The organism is Emticicia aquatilis (assembly GCF_014644295.1).
Classification (GTDB): domain Bacteria; phylum Bacteroidota; class Bacteroidia; order Cytophagales; family Spirosomataceae; genus Emticicia; species Emticicia aquatilis.
This window is the reverse complement of the sequence record NZ_BMKK01000006.1, coordinates 137,798-163,041: the sequence shown is the minus strand read 5'-3', so window position 1 is coordinate 163,041 and position 25,244 is coordinate 137,798. Positions and strand designations below refer to the sequence as shown.

Here is a 25,244-nt window from a genome sequence, read left to right as displayed (position 1 = left end):
AAATAGACTGATGTTTCGCTTAAAATATTATACAAATGTGGTGAAAATCAGTTAGGAAATGAAATTTTACCCATACTAACACTCGGAACACCCTTGCGTGAACCAAAATCTGTTTGTCCACCTGCAACTGCTTCATTGGCAAGGGTTGCGAATAAAACCGCCTCTTTTGCATCGCCCGAAATACCTAAATCATCGGTTTTCTGAAAATCAAAATTGGGCAATAGTTTTTGTAAATTACTCATAATTAAAGGATTATGAACGCCACCACCACTTCCGTAGATTTTGTAAGAATCTGATTTGAACTGTAAAATTGCTTCGGCAATCGTTTCGGCTGAAAAACGGCATAATGTAGCCAAAATATCTTCGTGCGAAAGCTCAAGCGTTTGGCTTTTCTCTTGGGCATTTGTCAAATATTTGAGATTGAAAAGCTCAGGTCCAGTTGTTTTTGGAAAAGGTTTCTCAAAAAACTCGTTGTTTTTTAGTTCATACAGTAGAGTTTGATTTACTGTTCCCTTACTGGCAATTTTCGCATTTTCATCATAAGGTAAGCCAAAATGTTTTTTCACATACGCATCAATCAACGTATTTCCAGTGCCAGTATCGGTCGCAAAAACTTCGTTTGCATCCAAATTTCCTGCTAAATACGTAAAATTGGCAATCCCTCCCATATTTAACAAAATACGATTTTCACCTCGTTTTGAGAAAATTAAGAAATCTCCATAAGCTGCCAGTGGAGCTCCTTCACCTCCCGCTGCACAATGTTTTTGACGAAAGTCTGATAAAGTAATAATTCCTGTTTTTACAGCAATATGGTCGCCATCACCAATTTGTAATGTAGCATTCGGGAATTTTTCGAGTCCATGAAGAATTTTTGGAGCGTGAAAAACCGTTTGCCCGTGGCTGGCGATTAGGTCCACATCATCGGCTGAAATATTCCATTTTTTCAAACAATCATTAATGATTTCGGCGTGAAGATTCCCAATCCAAGGGTTCAGCACGCATAGCTGTTGAAAATCAATGGTTGATTTGGCAAAAATTTTTCTGATTTCATCCTTAATATCTTCATCAAAACCGACCGTTTCAAAGGCAACAATGCTTACTTCGGTATCTCCACCACTACCACGAAATTTGCACAAAGCTACGTCAAGCCCATCCATCGAAGTGCCTGACATTAAGCCGATTATCAAACGTTCTTCCTTTTGGGCTATCTTATAAAGTTTGTCGATGTTTTGGTTCATTATGTCTATATTTTGAATACAAAGCTAAATCATTTTAGACACGATTAAAAAAGATTATTAGTTTTACAAGATTTGATTTCTTGCGATTTGAACGATAATAAATTAGAAAACCAATAGTGTTTTCTGTATTTTTGATAATCTATTTTTCTCCAATCAATTCAACCCTAACAAAACTCATGATAAAAAAGACTTTACTTCTTCCTATTTTCTTGTGTTTACTTACAATCGCTTGCCAACGCACCTTAACTTACACACCCATTGCACCGCCTGATGGAGTTGATTATAAAATCGACCGACTTGAAAGTGAAATTGTGAATTATGAGAAAAAAGATGCCGAAATTGGCTTAGAAAAACTACAAGGACAAACAATTTTCTACGGAAGTTCGAGTATCAGACTTTGGAAAACCTTGAAAGAAGATTTTGCTCCTCTTTCAGTTATCAATCATGGTTTTGGGGCGGCTACTTTTCCCGAAATGACTTATTATGCCGAACGAATGCTCGTGCCGTATAAACCAAAAACGATTGTTTTGTATTGCGAAAATGACCTTTTTATCGGAAAACCTCAACGAACTTCTGAACAAGTTTTTGATAATTTTGCCGAATTGGCCACTTTAATTCAAAATCGACTGCCAAAAACGAAAGTTTACTATATTTCGATGAAACCTTCAATTTCAAGGAAAACCGATTGGCCGAAAGTAGCCAAAGCCGATGCCATGATTGAAGATTATATCAAAAAGCATAAAAACTTTACTTATATTGATATTCGCCCAGCGATGTATCGTCCAAATGGCAGCATTAATGGTGATTATTTTGTGGGCGATAGCTTGCACATGAAACCCGCAGGATACGAAGCTTGGACAAAAATTATTAGACCATATTTGCTAAAATAAAGTGGAAATGGGTGGCTGAGCGTAGTCGAAGCCACTCACTTTTTACAAAAACATTCAACCCTAAAATCATATTTTCAATGAAAAAACTCGTTTATATTCTCTCTTTTCTGCTTGTCAGTAGTTTGGCTTTTGCCCAACCTGCCACACAAATGATAAAAGTAATGGTTGCACCTGACCACGAAGATTGGACATACAAAATTGGCGAAAAAGTAACTTTCTCAGTAACGGTTCTCAAATGGGGAAATCCTTTGAAAAACACAAAAATCACTTATCAAATCGGGCCAGAAAGGTTTGAAACAAAGAAAGATAGTGCGGTTTTGAAAGATGGTGTGATAAAACTCGATGGCGGAACAATGACAACTTCGGGCTTTTTGCGTTGTACGGTCATTGCCAAAGTTGATGGAAAAGAATACCGAAATCTGGCAACGGCTGCTTTTGAACCCGAAAAGATTCAACCAGCAGTGGAAATGCCGAGTGATTTTAATGAATTTTGGAATAAAGCGAAGGCAAATCTTGCCAAAGTACCAATGGATGCAAAAATGACTTTGCTTCCCGAACGATGCACCGAAACGGTGAATGTTTATCACCTAAACCTTCAAAATTATAAAGAAGGTGGCACAACTCGCTTATATGGCATTTTGTGTGTACCGAAAAAAGAAGGAAAATATCCAGCCTTGTTGCGTGTACCAGGTGCGGGCGTTCGTCCGTATGCAGGAGATGTCAGAACTGCCGAAAAAGGAGTAATTACCTTAGAAATTGGCATTCATGGAGTTCCCGTGACAATGGATTTGGGCGTTTATACCGATTTGGGAGCAGCCGCACTTAGTGGTTATTGGGCTTATAATTTAGATAATCGTGACCAATATTATTATAAAAAAGTATTTATGGGTTGTGTGCGTGCCAATGATTTTTTGGTAAGTTTACCACAATTTGATGGCACAAATTTGGCCGTAGCGGGCGGTAGTCAAGGCGGGGCTTTGTCGATTATTACGGCTGCTCTTGATTCTCGTGTAAAATGGGCAGCTCCGACTTACCCAGCAATGTCCGACATGGTTGGTTATCTGAAAGGTCGTGCGGGCGGTTGGCCACATATTTTTGATAAAAACAATCCGCACCATAATACTGAAGCTAAAATCAAGACCGCTGCTTATTATGATGTGGTGAATTTTGCCAAAAACCTTAAAGTACCGTGTATTTATTCGATGGGCTTCAATGACGAAACTTGTCCACCGACTTCGATGTGGGCTGCGTATAATTCTATTTCTTCGCCAAAAGAATTAAAATTATACCAAGAAACAGGTCATTGGACTTTTCCCGAAGAAAATGAAGTTATACAAAATTGGTTGCTCGATAAATTAATCAAGAAATGAAATTCACCGCTTTTCCAGTAGTCAGATACTTGCTGTTTTTTATTTTGGGGATAACTGCTTTTTTGTTCATGCAGTCGGAAGATACTACTTTGCCATTTTCTCCAACAAATATCTATTACTTGATTGGCGGTTTATTGATTGTTTTCATCGCTTCAGTTTTTACGCAAAAACCAATTCTGCGTGGAACAACACTCATGCTTATTGTTTTCTTGGCTGGTTGGTTGCTCACTTATCAGAAAACCGCTATCAATCAGTCAAGTCATTATACAAATTTGCCACAGTTTACTCATTATCAGGCTGTTATTATTTCAAATGCTGAAACTAAACCCAAAACCTACAAAGTTGAGGCCGAAATAAACGCCATAAAAGTTGATGGTAAATGGCAAAACTCTACTGGTAAAACACTCCTTTATTTCAACCGTCAAGAGTCAGAGAAACCGCAATACGGCGATGTTTTTTTGATAAAAGATATGCCTCGTGAAGTAGAAGCCCCGAAAAACCCCGAAGAATTTGATTACCGTAGGTTTATGCAATACCGAGGGATTTATGCCCACCATTTTTTGTGGGGACAGGAGTACATCAAAATTGGTCACGAAGCACCTTCTAAAATTTTAGAGTTTTCGTATAAAGCCAATCAGTATGCCGATAGCGTTTTTAAAGCCCGAATTCAAACGCCCAATGAATATAGAGTTGCGAGTGCGATGGTTGTTGGTTTGCGTGATGATATTGACAATGACTTACTCGATGCTTACTCAGCTTCGGGGGCAATTCACGTACTTTCGGTGTCGGGAATGCACGTTGGAATATTGTTTTTGTTGCTCGGTTGGATGCTGGATTGGATAAAAAAGCGTGGAAGATACGGCAAACAAATCTTTGCAGCGGTCGTAATTCTGCTTTTGTGGGGATATGCTGTTTTTACGGGACTCTCCTCAACTGTGCTTCGGGCAACGGTTATGTTTTCAATTATTCAATTAGCACCAGTCTTCAATCGCCAACAGAACATTTATAATACACTTGCCATTTCGGCACTTTTACTGCTTTGTTGGAATCCCTATTGGTTAGTTGATGTGGGTTTTCAGTTATCTTATTTGGCCATTATTGGCATTGTTTTCTTGTATCCTTATCTCAATCAACTTGCTACGCCCAATAATCTGATTTTCAGAAGTTTGTGGGAAGGTACTTGCGTTTGTTTCTCGGCACAGTTGTTTACTTTTCCGTTGAGCGTTTATTATTTTCATCAATTCCCGACATTTTTCCTCATTGCCAATCCATTTGTGGCGTTTTTCTCGTTTGCGGTTTTGCCTGCGGGTTTGCTTTTATTGATGATTGCTCCGATTCCTGTTTTATCAGATATTATTACTTTTATCTTAAAATATTCACTCGTTTGGCTGAATAAAAGCGTTTTTTTCGTAGAAAAACTGCCTTTTGGTACGCTGAAAGGTTTTTCGATGTCAATTCCCGAAATGTTGTTTTTGTACGCAACAATCCTGCTATTTATTCTCTTTTTTCTTCGCTCTGAAATCAAATATCTACGAGTTAGTTTATTGATTATGAGCATTTTATTTTGTCTGAATATTACGGAGGATTATTTTCAAAGTAATCAAAAAGCCCTAACTTTTCATTTCATTCCTAAGAAATCAGGTATTAGTATCATTGATGGAAAATCTGCCACGTTCATTGCCGATACGACTCTGCTCAACAGTAAGAAAATCTATGATTTTCATCTCAAAAACTATTATGATAAACACGGAGTTGTCAATCAAAACGAATTGGTTTTGAATCAGTACGCCAACAAACAAGGTGTAACTTTTCTGGATTTTGAGGGAAAAAGAATCTTGTGGTTACAACAAAAATTCAACGGAAATTTGCAAGGAAACGCCGATTATGTGCTGCTTTCAAACAATGCCGTTCGGGAACTAAGCCCAGCTTTCAGTAAATTCCAAACGGGTTTAATCATTGTTGATGATTCCAACAAACGATACGTAGTAGAAAACCTCAAACACCAAGCCGATAGCCTACACCTCAATCTTATTTCTTTGTACGATACAGGTGCTTTTTCGATTAATGAATAATTACAATTTTTAGAACTTCCAAATGCTTAAAACTTACCTTTTTAATACTCTTTTTATTGCTTTCATTGCTCTAAATTGTTTTGCCCAAGAAGCTGATTCTACCAAACAACTCAACGAAGTTGTGGTGCGAGGTTTTGAAACCGAACGCAAGTTGAGCGAAACTGCCGCATCGGTTAATGTGCTTACTATCAAAGACATACAGCGTTTTGAAAACACTTCGCTTGTACCAGTTTTCAATACTTTGCCAGGTGTACGCATGGAAGAACGCTCGCCTGGGAGTTATCGTTTGGCCATTCGTGGAAGTTCGCTGCGTTCGCCTTTTGGAGTTCGCAATGTAAAAGTTTATTGGAATGATATTCCGCTGACCGATGGCAATGGCAATACTTTTCTGAACTCGCTCGATATGAACACAATCGGCAATATCGAAGTAATTAAAGGCCCTGCAGGAAGCGTTTACGGAGCAGGAACGGGCGGAGTTGTGCTACTCGGAGGAGCAAAAGCCGATGGAAATAACACCCGAAAAGGACATACGAATTATATCAACACTGGTGTGGCTTATGGTAGTTATGGCTTGCAAAATAGAAATGTTTCGTGGAATGTGGCTTCCGAAAAAGTTAATTCAGTGCTGAGTTATGCCCACGCCCAAACCGATGGCTATCGACAACATAGTGCGGCCGTTCGTGATGTACTAAGTTGGCGTTCGAGTTATTTTGTTTCACCCAATAAAACCTTAAATATCAGTACTTTATACTCGGATATTAAATACCAAACCCCAGGCGGATTGAATCAAGCACAGTTTGAAAAAGACCCAAGTCAGGCACGTTTGGCAACTGCAACTCTGCCAAGTTCGATTCAGCAAAAAGCAGGAATTTATCAGAAATTATTCAATATTGGGGTTTCGCAAGAATACCGTTTGAATGCTCATTGGACAAACGTAACGAGTATTTACGGAACAGTTTCCGAACTACGAAATCCATTTATTACGAATTATGAAATCCGCAACGAACAAACTTTTGGCGGAAGAAGCCGAATGAATTATTCGTTTGATGTCGGAAATTTAAAAAATCGCTTCACGGTGGGCGGTGAACTACAAAAATCGGCTTGGGTGATTCGTAATTTTGGAAATAAATCGGGCGTAATCGATACTTTACAGACCAATGATAATGTAGCAGCTTGGAATTATTTTTTGTTTGGTCAGCTCGAAACCGACTTACCTCAAAACTTTATCCTGACGATTGGCGGCAGTTATAATCGTTTCAAATATGATTTTACTCGTTTGTCGGATGCTCCGAAAATCAAGCCAATTTCTGAATTATTGCCAGCGGCTTTTTTGCCAAGAATTGCCCTTTTGAAGAAAATACAAGATAAAATCTCAGTTTTTGCGAGTGTGAGTAGTGGTTTTTCTCCGCCAACCGTTACCGAATACATCAGCGGTTATCAAAATAGTACGTTTGTGCCTTCGCTCGCTCCCGAAAAAGGTATCAACTACGAAGTCGGTACTCGTGGAAATCTCCTGAAAAAACGAATTAATTTTGATATCACGGCTTATTCATTTCGCCTAAAAAACACCATCGTTCGCCGTACCGACAATGCAGGAAGAGAGATTTTTACAAATGCGGGAAGTACGCTTCAAAATGGACTTGAATTATTGCTAAATGGCTTGATTATCAAGCATATAGATAAAGAATTTATTCAAGAATTGCGAGTTTTTACGAGTTATACTTTCAATGATTATAGCTTCAAAAACTACCTCCAACTCAAAACCGATTTATCGGGCAATGCACTCACGGGTGTGCCTCGTCAAGTGTGGGTTTCGGGCGTAGATTTACAAACAAAAATGGGCTTTTACCTCAACTCAACCCTCAATTTCACCGACCGAATTCCGTTGACTGATGCCAACACGGTTTATGCCAATTCTTATAAATTATTGAATGCCAGAATAGGCTATCGTAAAAATTTCGAGCGAATTGGCTTGAATATTTACACCGCCGGCGATAATCTACTCAATGAAGTATATAGCCTCGGTAATGACATCAACGCTGTAGGAAATCGCTTTTTCAACACCGCAGCTCCAAGAAACTGGCAGTTTGGAGCGAGTTTGAGTTTGTTTTTGTAATTGTACGATAAGTTTCCATATTGTTTTTAAATTTACATTATTCTAATTTTTGTATATTGTATTTGAAAATTGAAATTATAATATGGAAAAAGTACAAAACTTAATCGAAGCCGTTAATTTTGCTCGTCAAAGTTATCTAAAAAAAGTAAATGAACTTACTGAGCAAGAAGCTCAATGGAAACCTGCTCCCGAAATCTGGAATACTGTTGAGATTACGGAACATTTATTTTGGGCTGAACAAGGTGGAATTTTGAGTATTTGGAGGTCTTTGCAAGCAAACAGAGAGGGCAAAGCTATATGGGAAGGTGAAAGAATTCATGCAGGGAAAACTATGGATACAATCATTGCAGAAACTTGGAAGGAAAAAGAAGTAGTTCCAGCCATTGCTGCTCCACGATTTGGTGGCCCAATTGCCTATTGGAAAACAATGCTATTGAGTTTAGAACAAGTTTTGGAAAGTTTAGGAAGACATCTTTCGGACGAAGATTTATCGATAATGACGCCACCACACCCTATTTCTGGACCTTTTGATATACAACAAAGATTAGAGTTTTTGGCATTTCATATCAACCGACATCTTGGACAGGTTGTTGAATTGCATAAAATGACATAATTAACTTACTTTCAGAATAGAATTCTGCTCAACGAAGTGTATAGCCTCGGCAAAGACATTAATGCCGTAGGAAATTGCTATTTCAACACCGCTGCACCAAGAAATTGGCAGTTTGGTGCGAGTTTGAGTTTGTTTTTGTAAGAGGTGAACACTATTCTTTTAAGTCATCTATGTCTTTTTTGATACCCATTTCGAGTTCACTATACTCTTGTTCAGAAATAATACCTTTTTCATAAAGTGTTAGAGCTTTTACCAACTGTTCTTCAAGATTTTTCCTGAGTTTTTTATCATTTTGAGGTTTTAGTTGATTTTGTTGTAACTCTAACATCTTTTTTCTGTACTCTTCTTCTTCCTTTTTGGTTGAGTTGAATGTTATAATTATACCTATTAATGGACTTAATATTATAGACCAAAAAAATGCAGGCCAAAAGCCTATTCTTCTATCAGAGCCAACATACCCGACCACAATTGCTAAAATAAACCAAAGAAAAAAAACAGTCATTTATTTGAAAAATTTATGTGGTGAAAATTATTTTATTAAATATAATATTAATTTTGTTTAAAATCATTTTTTAGCATCTACCCAGCAAAATAAGTTGAAAACCCTGTCCTAAAAATTACTCCGCCGAAACCATCTTCAAACAAACAGGCACAGGAACTTCGATTTGCTTGCCTGTTGGCGATAATTTTCCTGTTTTGGCATCTCTTTTAAAAATCGTGATATTATCTGTCTCTTGGTTGGCTACCAATACAAATTTCCCATTGGGTGTAATCATAAAATTACGAGGTATTTTTCCTAAAACTGGTTCGTTGCCGATGTAGGTCAGTTTTCCAGTTTTTTGGTCAATGCTATACATAACTATTGTATCTGTTGTATTATTAGGAGCAAAAATGCCATTTTTATTGCCAGCATCAACAAAGCGATTTGAACCGTACAAAAACTTTCCGTCGGGCGAGATATGAATATCGGCACAAAAACTCTTGTTTTTATCTTTAAAATCTTTGGCAAGCGTCGTAATCGTCTGAATAGGAGTCAATTTACCCGAAATATAATTGAAAGCCGTAACGGTGCTACTTAATTCTTGAATCACATAAGCAAATTTACCGTTTGGATGAACCGTAAAATGGCGTGGCCCCGAACCATCGGCTACCTTCGTAAAAGCAGGTTTTCCTCCCAAAAATTTACCATTTTTGGCATATAAACTGTACGTCATGATTTTATCAATGCCCAAATCTGGCACAAAAACATCTCGATTATTCGGGGCAATATTTACCGAATGAACGTGCGGTTTTTCTTGACGACCAGTATTCGGGCCTTTACCTTCGTGATTAATGGTTTGCGTAGCTTTTCCAAGTGAACCATCGGCTTCAACTGGCAAAATCGACAAATTTCCTCCCGAATAATTTCCCACCAAAACCCATTTTCCTGTTTTGTCGATACTAATGTGGCAAGGGTCTGCTCCGCCCGATGATTGTGTATTGAGTTTAGTTAAATTTCCTGATTTTTTATCAAAACTATAGGCCGTTACCGAACCATCGCTTGTTTCGGTGACAGCATAAACAAATTTTTGGTCGGGAGAAACTGTCAAAAACGAAGGATTTTTGATGCCAGTAGCTTTACTAACAGCACTAAATTCGCCAGTATTGGTATTGAATTTATAGACATAAACGCCCTCACTCGGATTTTTTGTGTTGGGGCGAGTATATGTGCCAATGATTAGATATTGCTCATCTTTTGACTGAGATTTGCTGATTTGTGGCAAAAATAATAAGCTACAAAATATGGTAACTAAAGTTTGTTTGAAGTTCATGAATAGAGGAATAAATGGCGTAGTTGGAAAATAATTTTTCCAAAGATATACTAAGATTACCTTGATTTCAAGATTAGTAACAATCTCGGAGATAATATATTTTAATGATAATAAATGTATTGCGAATAGTTTTTCAGAATCTATATTTGTAGAACGATTTAAACGTGTTATAAACTTTATCCTTGAAGTACTTAACCAATACTTCAAGGCAACTAACCTATTCTACAAAAAAATGATTGAGAAACTGCTAAAACAAGGAGTGATGGTAGTCCACGCCCTAAAGGGGTATGAATACCACGAAAAAAGAATTATTGAGTTATTTGACCAGATGGGTATGTCGTATGAGTTCGTTACTGATGGCGACCCTATTTATTTCAGGCAAGAAATTCTGGATAAATACTTTGTTCCAAACATAAGAGATATTTTATCTGATGGGGTGCTTTCATGTACCTTAAATCACATCTTTGCTCTTGAAAGAATTGTTGAAAAAGAACTTGATTATGCCCTCATTTTTGAAAATGACCCTTTCTTTTTAGGGAATTTTGTTGAAGATTTGGAATTGATATTTAATGAAGTTGAAAGTCTGGATAAAGGATTTATGATTTCATTAGAAAATAGTACTTTAAGATTTCCTTCGTATTGGGATGTTAAAAAAGACAAGCATTTATATCAAGCTTCTACGTGCCGGATGTCGGGTTCATATATCATTGACCAACAGGGAGCGATTAATATTCTCCGAGAACTGAAGGATAATAAATGTCCAACGGTTGTTGATGGCTGGCACGACCAATTGATTCAACAAAATATCATTAAAATGTATTGGGTACATCCACCAATGGTTGAAGAAGGCTCGCATAATGGACACCTGAACGCAACGATTTCTACCAAGCCCCGAAGCCAATACAGGAGATTTGCATGGCAAATGCAGAAGTTTTATAAACAGTATATTAGAAGAATATTTCCAAATAAATACATAATTAAAACGAATTCGGAAAAAGTATGCTCGATTCATCCAAAGGACCAATTATTACCACAGTCAAGAGTGACGATGATGTTAGAGGAATTTTAGCACTTCAACAAAAAAACCTCAAAAAAAACCTTACACCCGAACAAATCCAAAGCCAAGGATTTGTGACAGTCGAACATGAATATGCAGTGTTAAAGGCAATGAATGATGCTCAGCCGAGCGTTATCGTAAAAGATGGCGATACAGTTGTGGCTTATTGTTTGGCGATGTTACCACAATTCAGAAACGGTGTGCCAGAATTAAAAACCTTATTCGAGGCAATTGATGAAATAGACTACGACGGACAAACATTAAAAGACTTTAATTACGTAGTTATGGGACAAGTTTGCGTAGGAGAGGGCTACCGCAGCATGGGTTTTTTTGATGGAATGTATCAGAAACTCCGAGAAGAACTATCTGCTAAGTTTGAAATGTGTGTAACCGATATTTCAACTAATAATACTCGCTCATTGAAAGCTCACGCACGAGTAGGTTTTATTCCTGTAAAGGATTTCCACGATGCTGCTCTTGGCGAAGTTTGGCGAGTAGTTGTTTGGGATTGGAGGGCATAAAGAAGGACGGCATCGCTCAAAGCGATGCCGTCCTTATATTTATAAATTGCTTACTTCAAATTAGCCAAAGCAGCTTTTACTCTTGCAACTGCTTCAGTAAGTGCTTCGTCAGAAGCGGCAGTTGAAAGACGTAAACAGTTTGGAGCTCCGAATGAGCCCCCACCCACAAGTGCTACGTGAGCTGTTTCCAACAACCACATACACAATTGGTCAGCATCTTGGATAGTTACATTTCCGTCAGATTTTCCGAAATAATAACTTACATCTGGGAATGCGTAGAACGCTCCGTCAGGCATATTTACTTTGAAACCTGGAATTTCTCTCAATAAACCAACTACCAAATTACGACGACGTAAATAAGCTAATTTCATTGATTCGGCAGCCGAAGTATCGTCCCAAGCAACAACCGCTGCACGTTGAGCGATTGAGTTTGTTCCCGAAGTCACTTGTCCTTGTAGTTTCTCTACTGCATCAGCAATCCATTTTGCCGCTGCGATGTAGCCCAAACGCCAGCCAGTCATAGCAAAACCTTTAGCAAAACCGTTTACTGTGATTACACGGTCTTTCATGCTTGGAATTGAACCCATGCTGAAATGTCCTTCGTCAGTAAAGTTGATATATTCGTAGATTTCGTCAGCTAAAACGAAAATATTTTCGTGATTTTCGATAACCGCCGCCAATGCTCGCAATTCTGCTTCGCTATAAATAGAACCTGTTGGATTATTTGGCGAAGCATACATTACAATTTTCGTACGGTCTGTGATGGCTGCTTCTAATTGCTCAGGTTTTACTTTGAAATCATTTTCAAATTTTCCTTCTACAATTACCGATTTTCCTTCAGCTAATTTTACCATTTCTGAATAACTTACCCAATATGGCGATAAAATAGCTACTTCATCACCTGGGTTAATCAAACAAGAAATAACATTCGCCAAAGAGTGTTTTGCTCCTGTCGAAACCACAATGTTTTCTGGTTTCCAATCTATATTATTCTCACGTTTAAGTTTGTCTGCAATAGCCTTTCGTAGTTCAGGAATACCTGCTACGGGCGTGTAGTGGTGAAAACCAGCGTCGATTGCCGCTTTTGCAGCATCGCAAATGTGTTTTGGGGTTTTGAAATCTGGCTCTCCAACTGAGAGGTTGATTACTTTGTGTCCCTGTGCCGCTAATTCACGTGACTTTTTCGACATACCAAGCGTGGCAGATTCTTCCAACGCATTGATTCTGTCAGCGACTAAATTTAATGCAGACATGATACTTTTTTGTAAAATTAATAATAAAATTGAAGAATTGAGTAAAACTGCTCAAATCGGGTGCAAAATTACTTCCTTTCAAATTGAAAAACCACATTTTTTTGAAATAAATGCTGACAATGAGCTAATTAGATAGGAGTGTTTTTATAAAAGACAATAAGAAAATTCTGTGATTTGAATGTTTTTGTTTCAAAACTAAATGATTTTGGCACGCTGATAAAACGGATGTACCAACGCTGATAATCACGTTTTTTTTATTTTAAACAAGTGATTATCAGCATCCATTTAAACTTAATTTTCAAAGTTAGCATCACGTTTTTGCATTTTAGCGGCAAAGGCTTCTTGAAGGTCGTTTGAGAGCAACATGGCGGCATTCCAAGTTGCCATGTAGTTGAGTCCGTCAGCCACTGAATGGTCACGGGTGTGAAGCAAAATATGTTTTGTTCCACGAATCGACAATGGCGATTTTGAAGCAATTGTAGCAGCTATTTTCATTACTTCTTCTATCATCGTAGCTTTGTCAGTAAATGAACGATTAACAATTCCGATTTTCTCGGCCTCTTTTCCTTCTACATTTCGGCCAGTATAAGCCATTTCTCGCACCAGTCCATCGCCAATGAGTTTGGGTAAACGCTGCAAAGTGCCTAAATCGGCCACCATTCCCATATCAATTTCTTTGATAGTAAAATAAGCATCATCGGTGCAATAACGCATATCACAACCACAAACCAAGTCGATTCCGCCACCGATACAACCACCATGAATGGCTGCTAAAACAGGTTTTGAGCAGTTTTCGATGGCATTGATTGGGGCTTGTAAACGAAAAACATCTTTACGCACACGCTCACGTCGCCGAGCATCGCAAGCTATATTGGTTTGTGAAACCGACATCAGCAAACTCAAATCAATTCCTGCACAAAAATGCTTGCTTTCGCCACCTTCGAGTACTACAACTCGTACTTCGGGGTTTTCGTCGAGGTATTCAAAAACTTCGGTGATTTCGTCCCAAGCAGTTTGATTCAAAGCATTGGCTTTTTCGGGGCGATTGATTATCACATGAGCAATATGGTTTTCGATAGATAGTTTGAGCGTCTGCATGATGGTTTTGTTGTTGAATGATAATAAAAAACGGTGAAGCCATTTGATTGACTTCACCGTTAAAATTAAGAAACTTTTATTTAATTTCTCTTATTTCTTATCTCCGCTCGTCTGAGTTCCTGCTGGTTTGTTTTTCAATGCTTCTTGCATTGGGTTTGAACCGCCACTGCCAAAACTTCTTTGCTTGAAGGCTTGGAATTTTGTTGGTTGCTCAGGTTCTTTCGGGAACGCATTATCAGAGGTATCAATATCAGGAATTTCGTGATAAGGGTCAAGCTTAAATTTGGCTACTTTTTTAGTTGTTACCAAAGTTTTCTTTACTTCTTTATCATTCAAACGCCAAATCTCGGCTGGAATTCTTACGTCTTCTTTTGTGCCATCTTCAAACTGCATTTGAATAATAATTGGCATAATTAAGCCACCTTTATTTTTCAGATTTACCACATAAAAATTCTTTCCTTCTTCAATCAATTTCTTATCGTCCTCGCTCAAAGTTGACAAATACTGCTCATATTTTTTCTTATCGGCATCGGTTACGGCATATCTATCATAAGTATTATAGAAATCTTTCATTGTTGGGTCTGCCTCAACAACCGTTTCTTTGATGTCGGTTTTGTTTCTGATATTGCTCAAAGTCTGTGCTTTTGCATCGGCATCAGCTTTGGCAGCAGCTTTTAACTTGCTTGGGTCTTGGCTGTCGATGCTGTACCATTCTACGTTGGCAATCGCTTGGTCGGCAGGTTCAACACTGTAGAACCAACCTTTCCAGAACCAATCTAAATCAACACCCGAAGCATCTTCCATGGTGCGGAAGAAATCAGCTGGTGTTGGATGCTTAAATGCCCAACGGCGAGAATATTCTTTGAAAGCATAATCAAATAATTCACGTCCCATTACGCTTTCACGCAAAATATTCAAACCAGTTGCGGGTTTTGAATAAGCATTTGGGCCGAAAGTTCCTGGCAAAATATTGTCCGAACTACTCATAATTGGATTTTGTTTGGCGGCATCAATTTTCATATAGCCAGTAATTGCCTGTGGCTCAATACCACCTACTGGGAAATTTCTGTCCCATTCTTGCGAAGCCAAACATTCCAAAAATGTATTCAAACCTTCATCCATCCACGACCACTGACGTTCGTCAGAGTTTACAATCATCGGGAAGAAATTATGACCAACTTCGTGAATTACTACCGAAATTAAGAAGTTTTTTGTACCTTCCGAGTACGTACCATCAGCTTCGGGTCTTGCACCATTGAAACTCATCATTGGGTATTCCATACCACCAACCGAACCATGCACCGAATAGGCAACAGGATAAGGATAGGCAACACTACGCTTTGAATAGCTTGTGAGTGTATGAGCAACTACTCTCGTAGAATATTGCCCCCAAAGTGGATTGGCTTCTTTTGGGTAAAGCGACATCGCCCAAACTTTTTTACCTTCTACATCAACTTGCATGGCATCCCAGATAAATTTGCGAGAAGCAGCAAAAGCGAAATCACGCACATTTTTAGCAGCATAAACCCAAGTTTTTTTGCCAGTTGGCTTGCCTTTCTCGGCAGCTTCTGCCTCTTCTTGCGTTACGATTGCAATTGGGCTTTTAGTGTTTTTTGCTTGCTCCCAACGCTTAATTTGCGTAGTTGTCAATACATCTTTAGCATTTTGGAGCTCGCCAGTTGCACCAACAACCATGTCATTTGGAACAGTCAGAGCAACTTTATAGTCACCAAAAGGCAAAGTAAATTCGCCTTGACCTAAGAATTGCTTATGTTGCCAGCCATTCACATCATCATAAACTGCCATGCGTGGAAACCACTGAGCAATTTCGTACAATACGTTTCCATCTTTCGGGAAAAGCTCGTAACCACTTCTTGCTCCACTGCCTTTCAAATCTACGATATTAAACTTCCAATCGACTTGTAGCGTAAAAGCCATGCCTTTTGTCAAAGGTGTTGGTAAATCAATACGCATCATTGTTTCGTTGATGGTATATTTCAAATCTTTTCCGAGAGCATCTTTTACGGCTGAAATCTTATAACCATAATCTTTAGCATTTGCTCCTGTCATGTTGCCAAGTGTATTGAAACTTGCACCGTTAGCTGGGTTAATGGCCGATTGACCAATACTCGAACCCATCGAACCTTTAGCAAAGAGATTTTGGTCGAGTTGTAGCCACAAATATCTTAATTCTTCGGGGGCATTATTTGTGTAAGTAATCTTTTCAGTTGCCGTTATCGACTGTTTTGAGTCGTCCAGTTCAGCTTTGATGTCGTAGTCAGCTTTTTGTTGCCAATAATCTCGCCCAGGGCTACCCGCTGCTGTACGGAAAGTGTTTGGTGTAGGCAATGCCGCTCCTATTTGTTCAAATCGGGTATTGGCATTGTATTCGGTAGTAGTCGCAGGACGTTGGGCTTGAACCACCAAACTACAACTTAGGATAAGTAGGGTAAAGATGGATAGTTTTTTCATATAAAATGGATGAAGTTTGATTTTATGCGAAGATAGAAAGAAATAATTATTTTTGGTGAAGCATAAAGAAAAAGCTACTCGAAAAACAAGTTTTTGAGTAGCTTTCTTTAAATTAATTCAAGTTGTAACCTTCAAAAAATGGAACGCTGATGACGCAGATTTTTACAGATTTACGCTGATTTTAAATGAAATTTTGTTTTATCAGTGAAAATCAGCCTAATCTGCGTCATTCGTGTGCTAATTTTATTGGTTATAGCATACGTTAAAAACAATATTATGCCTCAACTTCAATAACATTGATTTTTTGGATTTTATCTCCTTGACGAATAGCATCAACAACGTCAAGTCCTTCAACAACTTTACCGAAACAAGTATGATTACGGTCTAAGTGTTGCGTATTTGAACGGTTATGGCAAATGAAAAACTGCGAACCGCCAGTGTTACGCCCACGGTGAGCCATTGAAAGTACACCTTTATCGTGGTATTGGTTATTTCCTGTCAATTCACAAGGAATTGTATATCCTGGGCCACCAGCACCTGTACCAGTTGGGTCGCCACCTTGAATCATAAAGTTTGGAATCACACGGTGGAAAATCAAACCATCGTAGAAACCTTTTTTTGCTAAAGTAACAAAGTTATTTACTGCAATCGGAGCATCTTGCTCATAGAATTCGATTGTCATTGTACCTTTGTCGGTAATCATTTCTGCTTTTAACATACTTTTTTGAATTTGGTAATTTGTAAAGTTTTATTCTAATTTTAATATTCTATCATCCTATCATTGAATCATTCTCTCATTGGATTTATCCTCCAATCGTAGTCATTGACTCTGAAACCACACTTGACCTGCGATTTTCTGCCTCAAAACCATCTTTTGCTCGATTTTGCAGGGCGTCGTAGATGCGTTGTTTGATTTCATCATTAGATAATTTCTGACGCATGAAATCTCTTACGTTGAAAACACCATCATCGTACAAACAAGTTCGGAAACTGCCTGTTGGCGTAACACGAATGCGATTACAAGTGCCACAAAAAGTTCGGCTAAATGCTGCAATTACGCCAACTGTTCCTTTAAAATTCGGAATATGGTAATTATATGACGTAGAATTAGGTTCGTCTTGTAATTTATAGAGTTCAGGGTGAGCAGAGCGAATTAAATCAATAATACGTCGATAACTCCAAAACTCCATTTGTTCGGGGCGAAGACCTTCGCCATTGAAAGGCATTTCTTCGATAAATCTCAATGAAACGTTTTGATTGCGAGTCAGTTCAACCATTGATAAAATATCTTCGTCGTTTTTACCCGCCATCACTACCGTATTGATTTTTACAGGAATGTCATGTTCGAGAAGTGCTTCAAGTGTTGCCCACACTTTCGGAAATTCATCTCGGCGAGTAATTTCAAAGAATCGTTGGCGGTCGAGTGAATCAAGGCTAAGATTAACCGAACTGATGCCAATTTTCTTTAATTCTGGCACTAATGGAGCAGTAAGCACGCCATTAGTAGTAATATTAATTTTGTTGATTCCCTCAATTTCTGATAACTTCCAGAGAAAAGGAATAATATCTCGGCGAACGAAAGGTTCTCCGCCCGTAATTCTGACTTTACTAATGCCCATTTCGGCCAAAATCGTACAAAGTCGAATCATTTCTTCGTAGCTCAATAAATGCGGTTTGGGCAAATATTGAATTCCCTCTTCGGGCATACAATAAAAGCAACGCAAATTACAGCGGTCGGTAACAGCCAATCGCAGGTAATTAATAGGTCTTCCGTGATTATCTATGAGCATCAATACGATAAGTAATATTTACATAACCTATTTATAATCTTTGAGGTTCAAAAATTATTGATGGGTGTTATTGTTTGAGTAAATATACTCTCATTTCGCATAAAAAACCAAAAGAGGCACAGAATTCTCTATGCCTCTTTCGGATATGCTTTTCAAGAAAAGTTTTTAAGCTACTGACTCAGCTAAAACCAAAACTTTATTTTTGGCTGCTTCAACTACGCCACCATCCACCACGAAAGTTTCCTTTTTGCCGTTGGCTTCGATAACTAAGTTTCCTTTAGCGAGTGTGCTAACGATAGGTGCGTGGTTATTCAAAATCTGAAATCCACCGTTGCTTCCTGGTAAAATTACCGAGTCAACAACACCAGCGTAAACTTTCTTATCAGGAGTAATTATTTCTAAGTTCATTTCTTTATAATTAAGAATGTAGAATGTAGAATTAAGAATGGCGGATAAATTCTACATTCTTAATTCTTAACTCTTAATTTATTTAGATGCTTCTGCAATCAATCTTTCGCCTTTAGCTACTGCATCTTCGATAGTACCTACTAAGTTGAAGGCAGCTTCTGGAAGGTGGTCATAATCTCCGTCAATGATTTGGTTGAAGCCTTTGATTGTATCGTTGATATCAACCAATACTCCTTTCAAACCTGTAAATTGCTCAGCTACGAAGAATGGTTGAGATAAGAAACGTTGTACACGTCTTGCACGTGATACTGTCAATCTATCTTCTTCTGAAAGTTCTTCCAAACCAAGGATAGCGATGATATCTTGTAATTCTTTGTAACGTTGTAAGATATTCTTCACACGTTGAGCAGTGTTGTAGTGAGCATCGCCCAATACGTCAGCCGAAAGAATACGTGAAGATGAATCAAGAGGGTCAACCGCAGGATAGATACCTAACTCAGCAATTTTACGGCTCAATACAGTAGTTGCATCAAGGTGGGTAAATGTTGTTGCTGGAGCAGGGTCAGTCAAGTCATCGGCAGGTACGTAAACGGCCTGTACTGATGTAATCGAACCACGTTTTGTTGAAGCAATACGCTCTTGCATGGCACCCATTTCAGTTGCCAATGTTGGTTGGTAACCTACCGCTGATGGCATACGACCTAAAAGGGCTGATACCTCAGAACCCGCTTGAGTAAAACGGAAGATGTTATCAATGAAGAAAAGGATATCACGACCTTTACCTTCGCCATCACCATCACGGAAGTGTTCGGCTACTGTAAGACCCGAAAGGGCTACACGAGCACGAGCACCTGGAGGCTCATTCATTTGACCGAAGATAAATGTAGCTTGTGATTCTTTCAAAGCTTCTCTATCTACTACGCTCAAGTCCCAGCCGCCTTCTTCCATTGAGTGCTTGAATTTGTCACCGTATTTCACGATACCAGATTCAATCATCTCACGAAGTAAGTCATTACCTTCACGTGTACGCTCACCTACACCAGCAAATACTGAAAGACCAGCATAAGCTTTTGCAATATTATTAATCAACTCTTGAATCAATACGGTTTTACCAACACCCGCACCACCAAAGAGACCGATTTTACCACCTTTTACGTAAGGAGCAAGAAGGTCAATTACTTTGATACCAGTGAAAAGTACTTCGGTTGCAGTTGCTAAGTCTTCAAACTTAGGAGCAGCACGGTGAATCGACATACCTTTAGTTGTCACTTCGCCCAAACCATCAATCGCTTCACCAACAACGTTGAACAAACGACCTTTGATTTCTTCGCCCGTAGGCATTGTAATAGGTGTACCTAAGTGAAGTACTTCCATTCCACGTTGTAAACCTTCAGTTCCGTCCATCGCAATGGCACGAACTCGGTCTTCACCAAGGTGTTGTTGAACTTCAAGAATTACTTTCTGACCGTTTGCCTTTGTTACAGACAACGCATCGAGAATTGGAGGAATTTGAGAACCTTCGCCTTCAAAACTTACGTCCACTACGGGTCCGATAATCTGTGAGACTTTACCGATATTTGCCATTTATTGAGAATTTTTAAATTAAAATCTGAAACCGTGATTTTAGTGTACTCGCATTTCAGCGTGCAAAATTAGATAATCAAGTTCTGAAAAGCAAAACTTGTGACATAGTTTTTGTATTTTTTTTAGAGAAAAGTTCTTTTTCTGCCTTATTTGTTGGAGTAAAAGAGGAAAATGAGATTATTGTATAAATAAAGGTGAAAAATTTTAGGAATAATCATGTCGGTAAAAGTAAAATATTGAACAAGAAAAACGCATAAATAAGTCTTTACTGTTTCAAATTCATACACTTTGTCGGCTTGCTTACCTTTGTGTATGTAGAAAAAGCCTAAATTGCAGTCGAAATATAATTTTAATGAAAATAATTGTCATCATTCCTGCTTTCAACGAAGCAAAATCTATTGATAAAGTAATTGCCGAGATTCCACAAGATATTGTTGATGAGGTAGTTGTGGTAAATAATAATTCGAGCGATGAAACCTCAAAAGTAGCTCAACGAGCAGGAGCAACCGTTTTAGACGAACTCCAGCAGGGCTACGGTTTTGCGTGTTTGAAGGGAATTGAGTACGCAAAAAAACAAAAGCCTGATATTGTAGTTTTCTTAGATGCCGATTACTCAGATTATCCCGAAGAAATGCGAGAGTTGATAAAACCTATTACCGAGCAAAATTATGATATGGTGATTGGTTCACGAGCTTTGGGCGAACGTCAAGCTGGGTCAATGACAATTCCACAGATTTTTGGTAATTGGCTGGCTACCAATCTCCTGCGTTTGTTCTACGGCGTACGTTATACTGATTTAGGGCCCTTCAGAGCGATAAAGTTTGATTCTCTTTTGGCACTTAATATGCAAGATACAACCTACGGCTGGACAGTAGAAATGCAGCTAAAAGCAGCCAAAATGAAAATGAAAACCACCGAAATGGCCGTTAATTACCGTCGTAGAGTTGGAAAATCAAAGATTTCGGGAACGGTAAAAGGTACTGTTTTGGCTGGTTATAAGATTATTACTACTATTTTTAAATATTTGTAAAAGTCAATGGAGCTATTTATTCTTGTCATTTATGCCATTCCGTTGGTTTTTATTTTTTCTTACAGCTTGGTGCAGTTGAGTTTGATTATTAATTATTTAGGTAAAAGACAATTATCAATTATTAATTATCAATTATCAATTAATAAAACTCCTTTCGTAACCATTCAACTTCCTGTTTATAACGAATTGTATGTAGTTGAGCGGTTGATTGATGCCGTAGCTAAATTTGACTACCCGAAAGAACGTTTTGAAATTCAAGTTTTAGATGATTCGACTGATGAAACGGTAGAAATCATAGCTAATAAGATTCAACAAATTAAAGCGTCTGGCGTTGATATTCAGCATATCAGACGCACAGATAGAAAAGGATTTAAAGCTGGGGCTTTGGCTTACGGCATGAAAATCTGTAAGGGCGAATTTATTGCCATTTTTGATGCTGATTTTGTTCCGCCAGTTGATTTTCTACAAAAAACAATTCCTCATTTTGCTGCTCCAAACGTTGGTGTTGTACAAACTCGCTGGCAGCACCTCAACGAAAACTATTCTTTACTGACTCAATTACAAGGTTTTGGCTTAGATGCTCACTTCACGATTGAGCAAGGTGGTCGAAATGCTGAAAACCATTTCATCAATTTCAACGGCACGGCAGGAGTTTGGCGAAAAAGTACGATTGAAGATGCAGGAGGATGGTCGGCCGATACTTTGACCGAAGACTTAGACCTAAGTTATCGAGCTCAGATGAGAGACTGGAAATTTGTGTATTTAGAAAACGTTGGATGCCCCGCCGAGTTACCCGTAACCATGTCGGCCGTCAAATCTCAGCAATATCGCTGGACAAAAGGTGCGGCCGAATGTGTCGTAAAAAATCTCCGTAAATTATTATCGGATAGCCATTTAAGCATTTCTACGAGGTTGCACGGTTTTTATCATCTAATGAATAGTGCGGTTTTTGTGGCAGTATTTTTCTTGTCGATTTTGAGTTTACCTGTGATGCTTATTACTTCAAGTTCGGATAGATTTGATGTATTTTTTCGATATACAGCTTTATTTCAAGTCAGTTGGGTGATTTTGGGGTGTTTTTATTGGATTTCTTTCCGAAAAACTGGACTTGGTTTTTTTGAATTTGTGAAGCGTTTTGTGCTTTTCTTACTTTTTATGATGGGGCTTTCGTTTCATAATTCGATTGCTGTGGTAGAGGGCTGGATGGGGCGAAAAACACCTTTTGTGCGTACACCTAAGTTTAATGTAAACAATCAATCAGACTCGTGGCAAGGAAATAAATATTTGGCCCAAAATATTGGTAAAAGCACTTGGATTGAGCTTTTGTTGATGTGCTATTTTATTATGGCTTTGGTTATTGAAATATATCTAAGTAACTACGGTTTAGTGCCTTTTCATTTGATGCTAATTGTGGGGTATGGAAGTGTTTTGTTCTATACTTTTAAGCAGGTTCTGCGTTGAATTTTCCATTACCACGGAGGCACAGATTTAAAGATTAGCACGAAATTGATTCTGTGGTTATATTTTTTCTCAAAAATCAACTTTGAAGTTCAAAATTGGCACAATCGGTAGGGCATAATTATAATAAAGTTGCTTGGTGGTGCTATTGTAGCGTTGTTGAATTTTGTTTTTTCGGTTCGTAACATTCTGTAAATCAGCACTCAGAGTCCATGTTGCACCCATTTTATTGATTTTGTAGGCTATTCCTAAATCAATTCGCCAATAGTCGGGTAGGCGAGGTACGTATGCTTGCGTAGCGTCGGTAACGGTTGTGTTTTTCTTGATTGATTCTGGCAAATTTATTGGAATGTACCGATTCCCACCTCGCCACATTAATCGGCTATTTATCACAAAAAAATGTTGTTTTTGTCGGCCAAGCGGAAACTCCTTTCCTGCCAAAGCATTTCCTGCATAAGTATTATTAAAAACCGTATTTCTCCACTGATTGTCTCGTGCTTTAAACTTCGACTCGAATAATGAGCCTGTGAGCAAGAAATAATAACCTTTAGCAAAATACCGCTCTAAAGTTAACTCCAAACCTCGGTTTTCGCCCAAACCGTCATTTGTAAGCACTGTCGTTGTCAGACCTGATGAAGAATTGAGCATCGAAAAGAAATTTTTGCGGTTTGAATCAACAGGTACTTCAAATAATTTCTGATAGTAACCTTCGATTTTCAGGCGAGTGTTTTCTCCCAGACTTCGGTCGTAGCTAATCACATAATGGGCGGCACGGGTCATGCCCAAATTGCGGTTGGGTTGAACAAATGTTTCGCCCGTTTTGCGACGTTTGTAGAGATATAAAGAAATTGGTTCAAGCCGACTATGAAGACCAAAACCAGCACTGAGCGATTGTTTTTCATCAATCTGATAACGTAAACCAAAACGTGGTTCGATGGTCTGATTATCATTCAATAAAAATCTGTTGAAATGTACGCCGCCCGTAATACTCAGTTTTTGAGAAAGATTATATTTTGCTTGACTATATACTTGAATAAAATGCGTAGCATCGTTTTCGGTGAGATAATTTACCAAAGTATTTCGGGCATTATCTCGGCGGTCTTCGTTTAATTTGTAGCCTAATCGACTGATGATAAGTCCCGTACGAATTGTTCCACGAGAGTTTATCTTATAATTATAGAGTGTCGAAAAGCGAAGATTATTATAAGCATAAAGATTCTGATTGGTCGTTACCCAAGTTGTATTATTGATAAAATTCTCTTGAAATGACTTGTTTGATTCGTTTGAGGCCGATAAAACGGAATAAAAATATCCTTTACTTCCTGTCGAAATTTTATGGCTTAGACCGCTCACGCCCATTTGGTTTCGTTCGTTTGCCCTGAAAGTCGTGCCATTATCATCTGAGAAATTTAAACCACCAACGCCCCAAAGCGAAAATATTCCTGCTTTTTTGGTGGGTAGATTTAGCGTAAAATTCATATCTCGGTAAGCAGGTTTAAATCCACCCGTTTCGATGGCCAGTAGCCCTGATTTAAGTAAAAGTTCGAGCGTAGAATAGCGAAAATTAAAGCGATAAGAAGCTCCATTTTTAGAAATTGGCCCTTCGGCGGCAGCTTCTAAACCAATGACACTTAGTTGACCCATAAATTCGTGTTTTTGGTCGTTTCCTCTCCGTAGTTTTAAGTCAAAAACACCCGAAGTGGCATTGCCATACTCGGCAGGAAATGCTCCAGTCAGAAAATCCGAATTTGCCAAACTTCCACTATTTATCATGCTGATGATTCCACTCGTTGAGCCTTGTCCATCGCCAAAATGATTAGGGTTTGGTATTTCTACTCCCTCCAAACGCCAAAGTAAGCCTTTGGGAGAATTTCCTCTGATAACGATTTCGTTATTTTGGTCATTGCCAGCCGATGTTACGCCCGCAAACGCCATTGCCATACGTGCGGGGTCGGCGTATCCGCCTGCGTAGCGGTTGCTTTCCTGCACCGTAAATTGCCTGCCACTTACCATGGCGAGTTCGTTTAAGGTTTTTTCTTTGTTTTGTTCGGCTTTTACGACAACTTCTTTCAAAAATTGTGGACTTTCGGTCATTTCTATGGTCAGAATCAACTCTTTTCCGCTACCAATTTCGAGCGTTGGTAGATTACGTTTATCATAGCCAATCATTGAAAAAGTAAGCGAATAACGCCCGATTGGTAGCTTTTCAAAGCGGAAATTGCCTTCGTTGTCAGTAGTAGTGCCTTTGTTTGATGGTGAAATAATGACCGAAACCGCAGGTATAGGTTGTTGAGTTTCCTTATCTAAAACTCTTCCTCGAAGATTTTGGGTAGGGGTTTGGGCGAAGCTAAAAACAGTACAGAATAAAAGCAAAAAATAGAAGTAAAAAGCTATTTTCATAAAACTGTCTTGAAGTAAAACCCTACTAAATTAAGAAATACCCCGTAGGGGTAAAATATTGGT

General features: G+C 38.5%; 20 protein-coding genes. 9 read left to right on the top strand and 11 right to left on the bottom strand.

Features of this window, described 5'->3' with window-relative positions:
- Positions 1 to 47: 47 nt before the first annotated feature.
- On the bottom strand, positions 48 to 1,238 hold the full coding sequence (locus tag IEX65_RS15735; protein ID WP_188767129.1) for an anhydro-N-acetylmuramic acid kinase: 1,191 nt from the start codon (positions 1,236 to 1,238) through the stop codon (positions 48 to 50).
- Positions 1,239 to 1,414: 176 nt separating this feature from the next.
- On the opposite strand from IEX65_RS15735, the gene IEX65_RS15730 reads away from it, so the two are divergent.
- The 5 genes from IEX65_RS15730 (at position 1,415) to IEX65_RS15710 (ending at position 8,299) form a co-directional block, all read left to right on the top strand.
- Positions 1,415 to 2,128 carry a GDSL-type esterase/lipase family protein gene (locus IEX65_RS15730; RefSeq protein WP_188767127.1) on the top strand — a complete coding sequence of 238 codons (714 nt, stop codon included), beginning with the start codon at positions 1,415 to 1,417 and terminating at the stop codon, positions 2,126 to 2,128.
- A 77-nt stretch (positions 2,129 to 2,205) separates the two neighbouring features.
- Positions 2,206 to 3,498: an acetylxylan esterase gene (locus IEX65_RS15725; protein ID WP_188767125.1), complete on the top strand. Its 1,293-nt coding sequence runs from the start codon at positions 2,206 to 2,208 to the stop codon at positions 3,496 to 3,498.
- Positions 3,495 to 5,570: a ComEC/Rec2 family competence protein gene (locus IEX65_RS15720; RefSeq protein WP_188767124.1), complete on the top strand. Its 2,076-nt coding sequence runs from the start codon at positions 3,495 to 3,497 to the stop codon at positions 5,568 to 5,570. The genes IEX65_RS15725 and IEX65_RS15720 overlap by 4 nt, the downstream gene beginning before the upstream one ends.
- Before the next feature lie 22 nt (positions 5,571 to 5,592).
- Positions 5,593 to 7,686 carry a TonB-dependent receptor gene (locus IEX65_RS15715; protein ID WP_188767123.1) on the top strand — a complete coding sequence of 698 codons (2,094 nt, stop codon included), beginning with the start codon at positions 5,593 to 5,595 and terminating at the stop codon, positions 7,684 to 7,686.
- Positions 7,687 to 7,768: 82 nt separating this feature from the next.
- Positions 7,769 to 8,299: a DinB family protein gene (locus IEX65_RS15710; protein ID WP_188767122.1), complete on the top strand. Its 531-nt coding sequence runs from the start codon at positions 7,769 to 7,771 to the stop codon at positions 8,297 to 8,299.
- Between the two features lie 151 nt (positions 8,300 to 8,450).
- Here IEX65_RS15710 and IEX65_RS15705 read toward each other — a convergent pair whose 3' ends face one another.
- Positions 8,451 to 8,801 (bottom strand): hypothetical protein, encoded by a 351-nt coding sequence (locus IEX65_RS15705; protein WP_188767121.1) that lies wholly within the window; start codon positions 8,799 to 8,801, stop codon positions 8,451 to 8,453.
- A 115-nt stretch (positions 8,802 to 8,916) separates the two neighbouring features.
- Positions 8,917 to 10,110 carry a lactonase family protein gene (locus IEX65_RS15700; protein WP_188767120.1) on the bottom strand — a complete coding sequence of 398 codons (1,194 nt, stop codon included), beginning with the start codon at positions 10,108 to 10,110 and terminating at the stop codon, positions 8,917 to 8,919.
- 232 nt (positions 10,111 to 10,342) lie between these two features.
- Between IEX65_RS15700 and IEX65_RS15695 the strand changes: the two genes are divergently transcribed.
- Positions 10,343 to 11,179: a glycosyltransferase family 25 protein gene (locus IEX65_RS15695; protein ID WP_188767119.1), complete on the top strand. Its 837-nt coding sequence runs from the start codon at positions 10,343 to 10,345 to the stop codon at positions 11,177 to 11,179.
- Positions 11,110 to 11,688, top strand: a complete 579-nt coding sequence (locus tag IEX65_RS15690; RefSeq protein ID WP_188767115.1) for a GNAT family N-acetyltransferase — start codon at positions 11,110 to 11,112, stop codon at positions 11,686 to 11,688. Before IEX65_RS15695 ends, IEX65_RS15690 begins: the two co-directional genes overlap by 70 nt.
- Positions 11,689 to 11,738: 50 nt before the next feature.
- Here IEX65_RS15690 and IEX65_RS15685 read toward each other — a convergent pair whose 3' ends face one another.
- From IEX65_RS15685 to atpD, 7 genes are all read right to left on the bottom strand, one after another.
- On the bottom strand, positions 11,739 to 12,941 hold the full coding sequence (locus tag IEX65_RS15685) for a pyridoxal phosphate-dependent aminotransferase (protein WP_188767114.1): 1,203 nt from the start codon (positions 12,939 to 12,941) through the stop codon (positions 11,739 to 11,741).
- 291 nt (positions 12,942 to 13,232) lie between these two features.
- Complete coding sequence (locus IEX65_RS15680) at positions 13,233 to 14,039, bottom strand: crotonase/enoyl-CoA hydratase family protein (RefSeq protein ID WP_188767112.1); 807 nt, start codon at positions 14,037 to 14,039, stop codon at positions 13,233 to 13,235.
- A 90-nt stretch (positions 14,040 to 14,129) separates the two neighbouring features.
- Complete coding sequence (locus tag IEX65_RS15675; protein WP_188767110.1) at positions 14,130 to 16,511, bottom strand: M1 family metallopeptidase; 2,382 nt, start codon at positions 16,509 to 16,511, stop codon at positions 14,130 to 14,132.
- Between the two features lie 274 nt (positions 16,512 to 16,785).
- Complete coding sequence (locus IEX65_RS15670; protein ID WP_188767107.1) at positions 16,786 to 17,229, bottom strand: peptidylprolyl isomerase; 444 nt, start codon at positions 17,227 to 17,229, stop codon at positions 16,786 to 16,788.
- 85 nt (positions 17,230 to 17,314) lie between these two features.
- Positions 17,315 to 18,301 (bottom strand): GTP 3',8-cyclase MoaA, encoded by a 987-nt coding sequence (gene moaA / locus IEX65_RS15665; protein WP_188767105.1) that lies wholly within the window; start codon positions 18,299 to 18,301, stop codon positions 17,315 to 17,317.
- Positions 18,302 to 18,466: 165 nt separating this feature from the next.
- Complete coding sequence (atpC, locus tag IEX65_RS15660) at positions 18,467 to 18,709, bottom strand: ATP synthase F1 subunit epsilon (RefSeq protein WP_188767103.1); 243 nt, start codon at positions 18,707 to 18,709, stop codon at positions 18,467 to 18,469.
- Positions 18,710 to 18,787: 78 nt separating this feature from the next.
- A complete protein-coding gene (gene atpD / locus IEX65_RS15655) occupies positions 18,788 to 20,293 on the bottom strand; it encodes a F0F1 ATP synthase subunit beta (RefSeq protein ID WP_188767101.1) in 1,506 nt (501 codons plus the stop codon).
- 352 nt (positions 20,294 to 20,645) lie between these two features.
- On the opposite strand from atpD, the gene IEX65_RS15650 reads away from it, so the two are divergent.
- Both IEX65_RS15650 and IEX65_RS15645 read left to right on the top strand, forming a co-directional pair.
- Positions 20,646 to 21,323, top strand: a complete 678-nt coding sequence (locus tag IEX65_RS15650) for a glycosyltransferase family 2 protein (protein ID WP_188767099.1) — start codon at positions 20,646 to 20,648, stop codon at positions 21,321 to 21,323.
- Positions 21,324 to 21,329: 6 nt separating this feature from the next.
- Positions 21,330 to 22,784: a cellulose synthase family protein gene (locus IEX65_RS15645; protein WP_188767097.1), complete on the top strand. Its 1,455-nt coding sequence runs from the start codon at positions 21,330 to 21,332 to the stop codon at positions 22,782 to 22,784.
- A 69-nt stretch (positions 22,785 to 22,853) separates the two neighbouring features.
- On the opposite strand, the gene IEX65_RS15640 is transcribed toward IEX65_RS15645, so the two are convergent.
- A complete protein-coding gene (locus tag IEX65_RS15640) occupies positions 22,854 to 25,181 on the bottom strand; it encodes a TonB-dependent receptor (protein WP_188767095.1) in 2,328 nt (775 codons plus the stop codon).
- Positions 25,182 to 25,244: the final 63 nt, after the last annotated feature.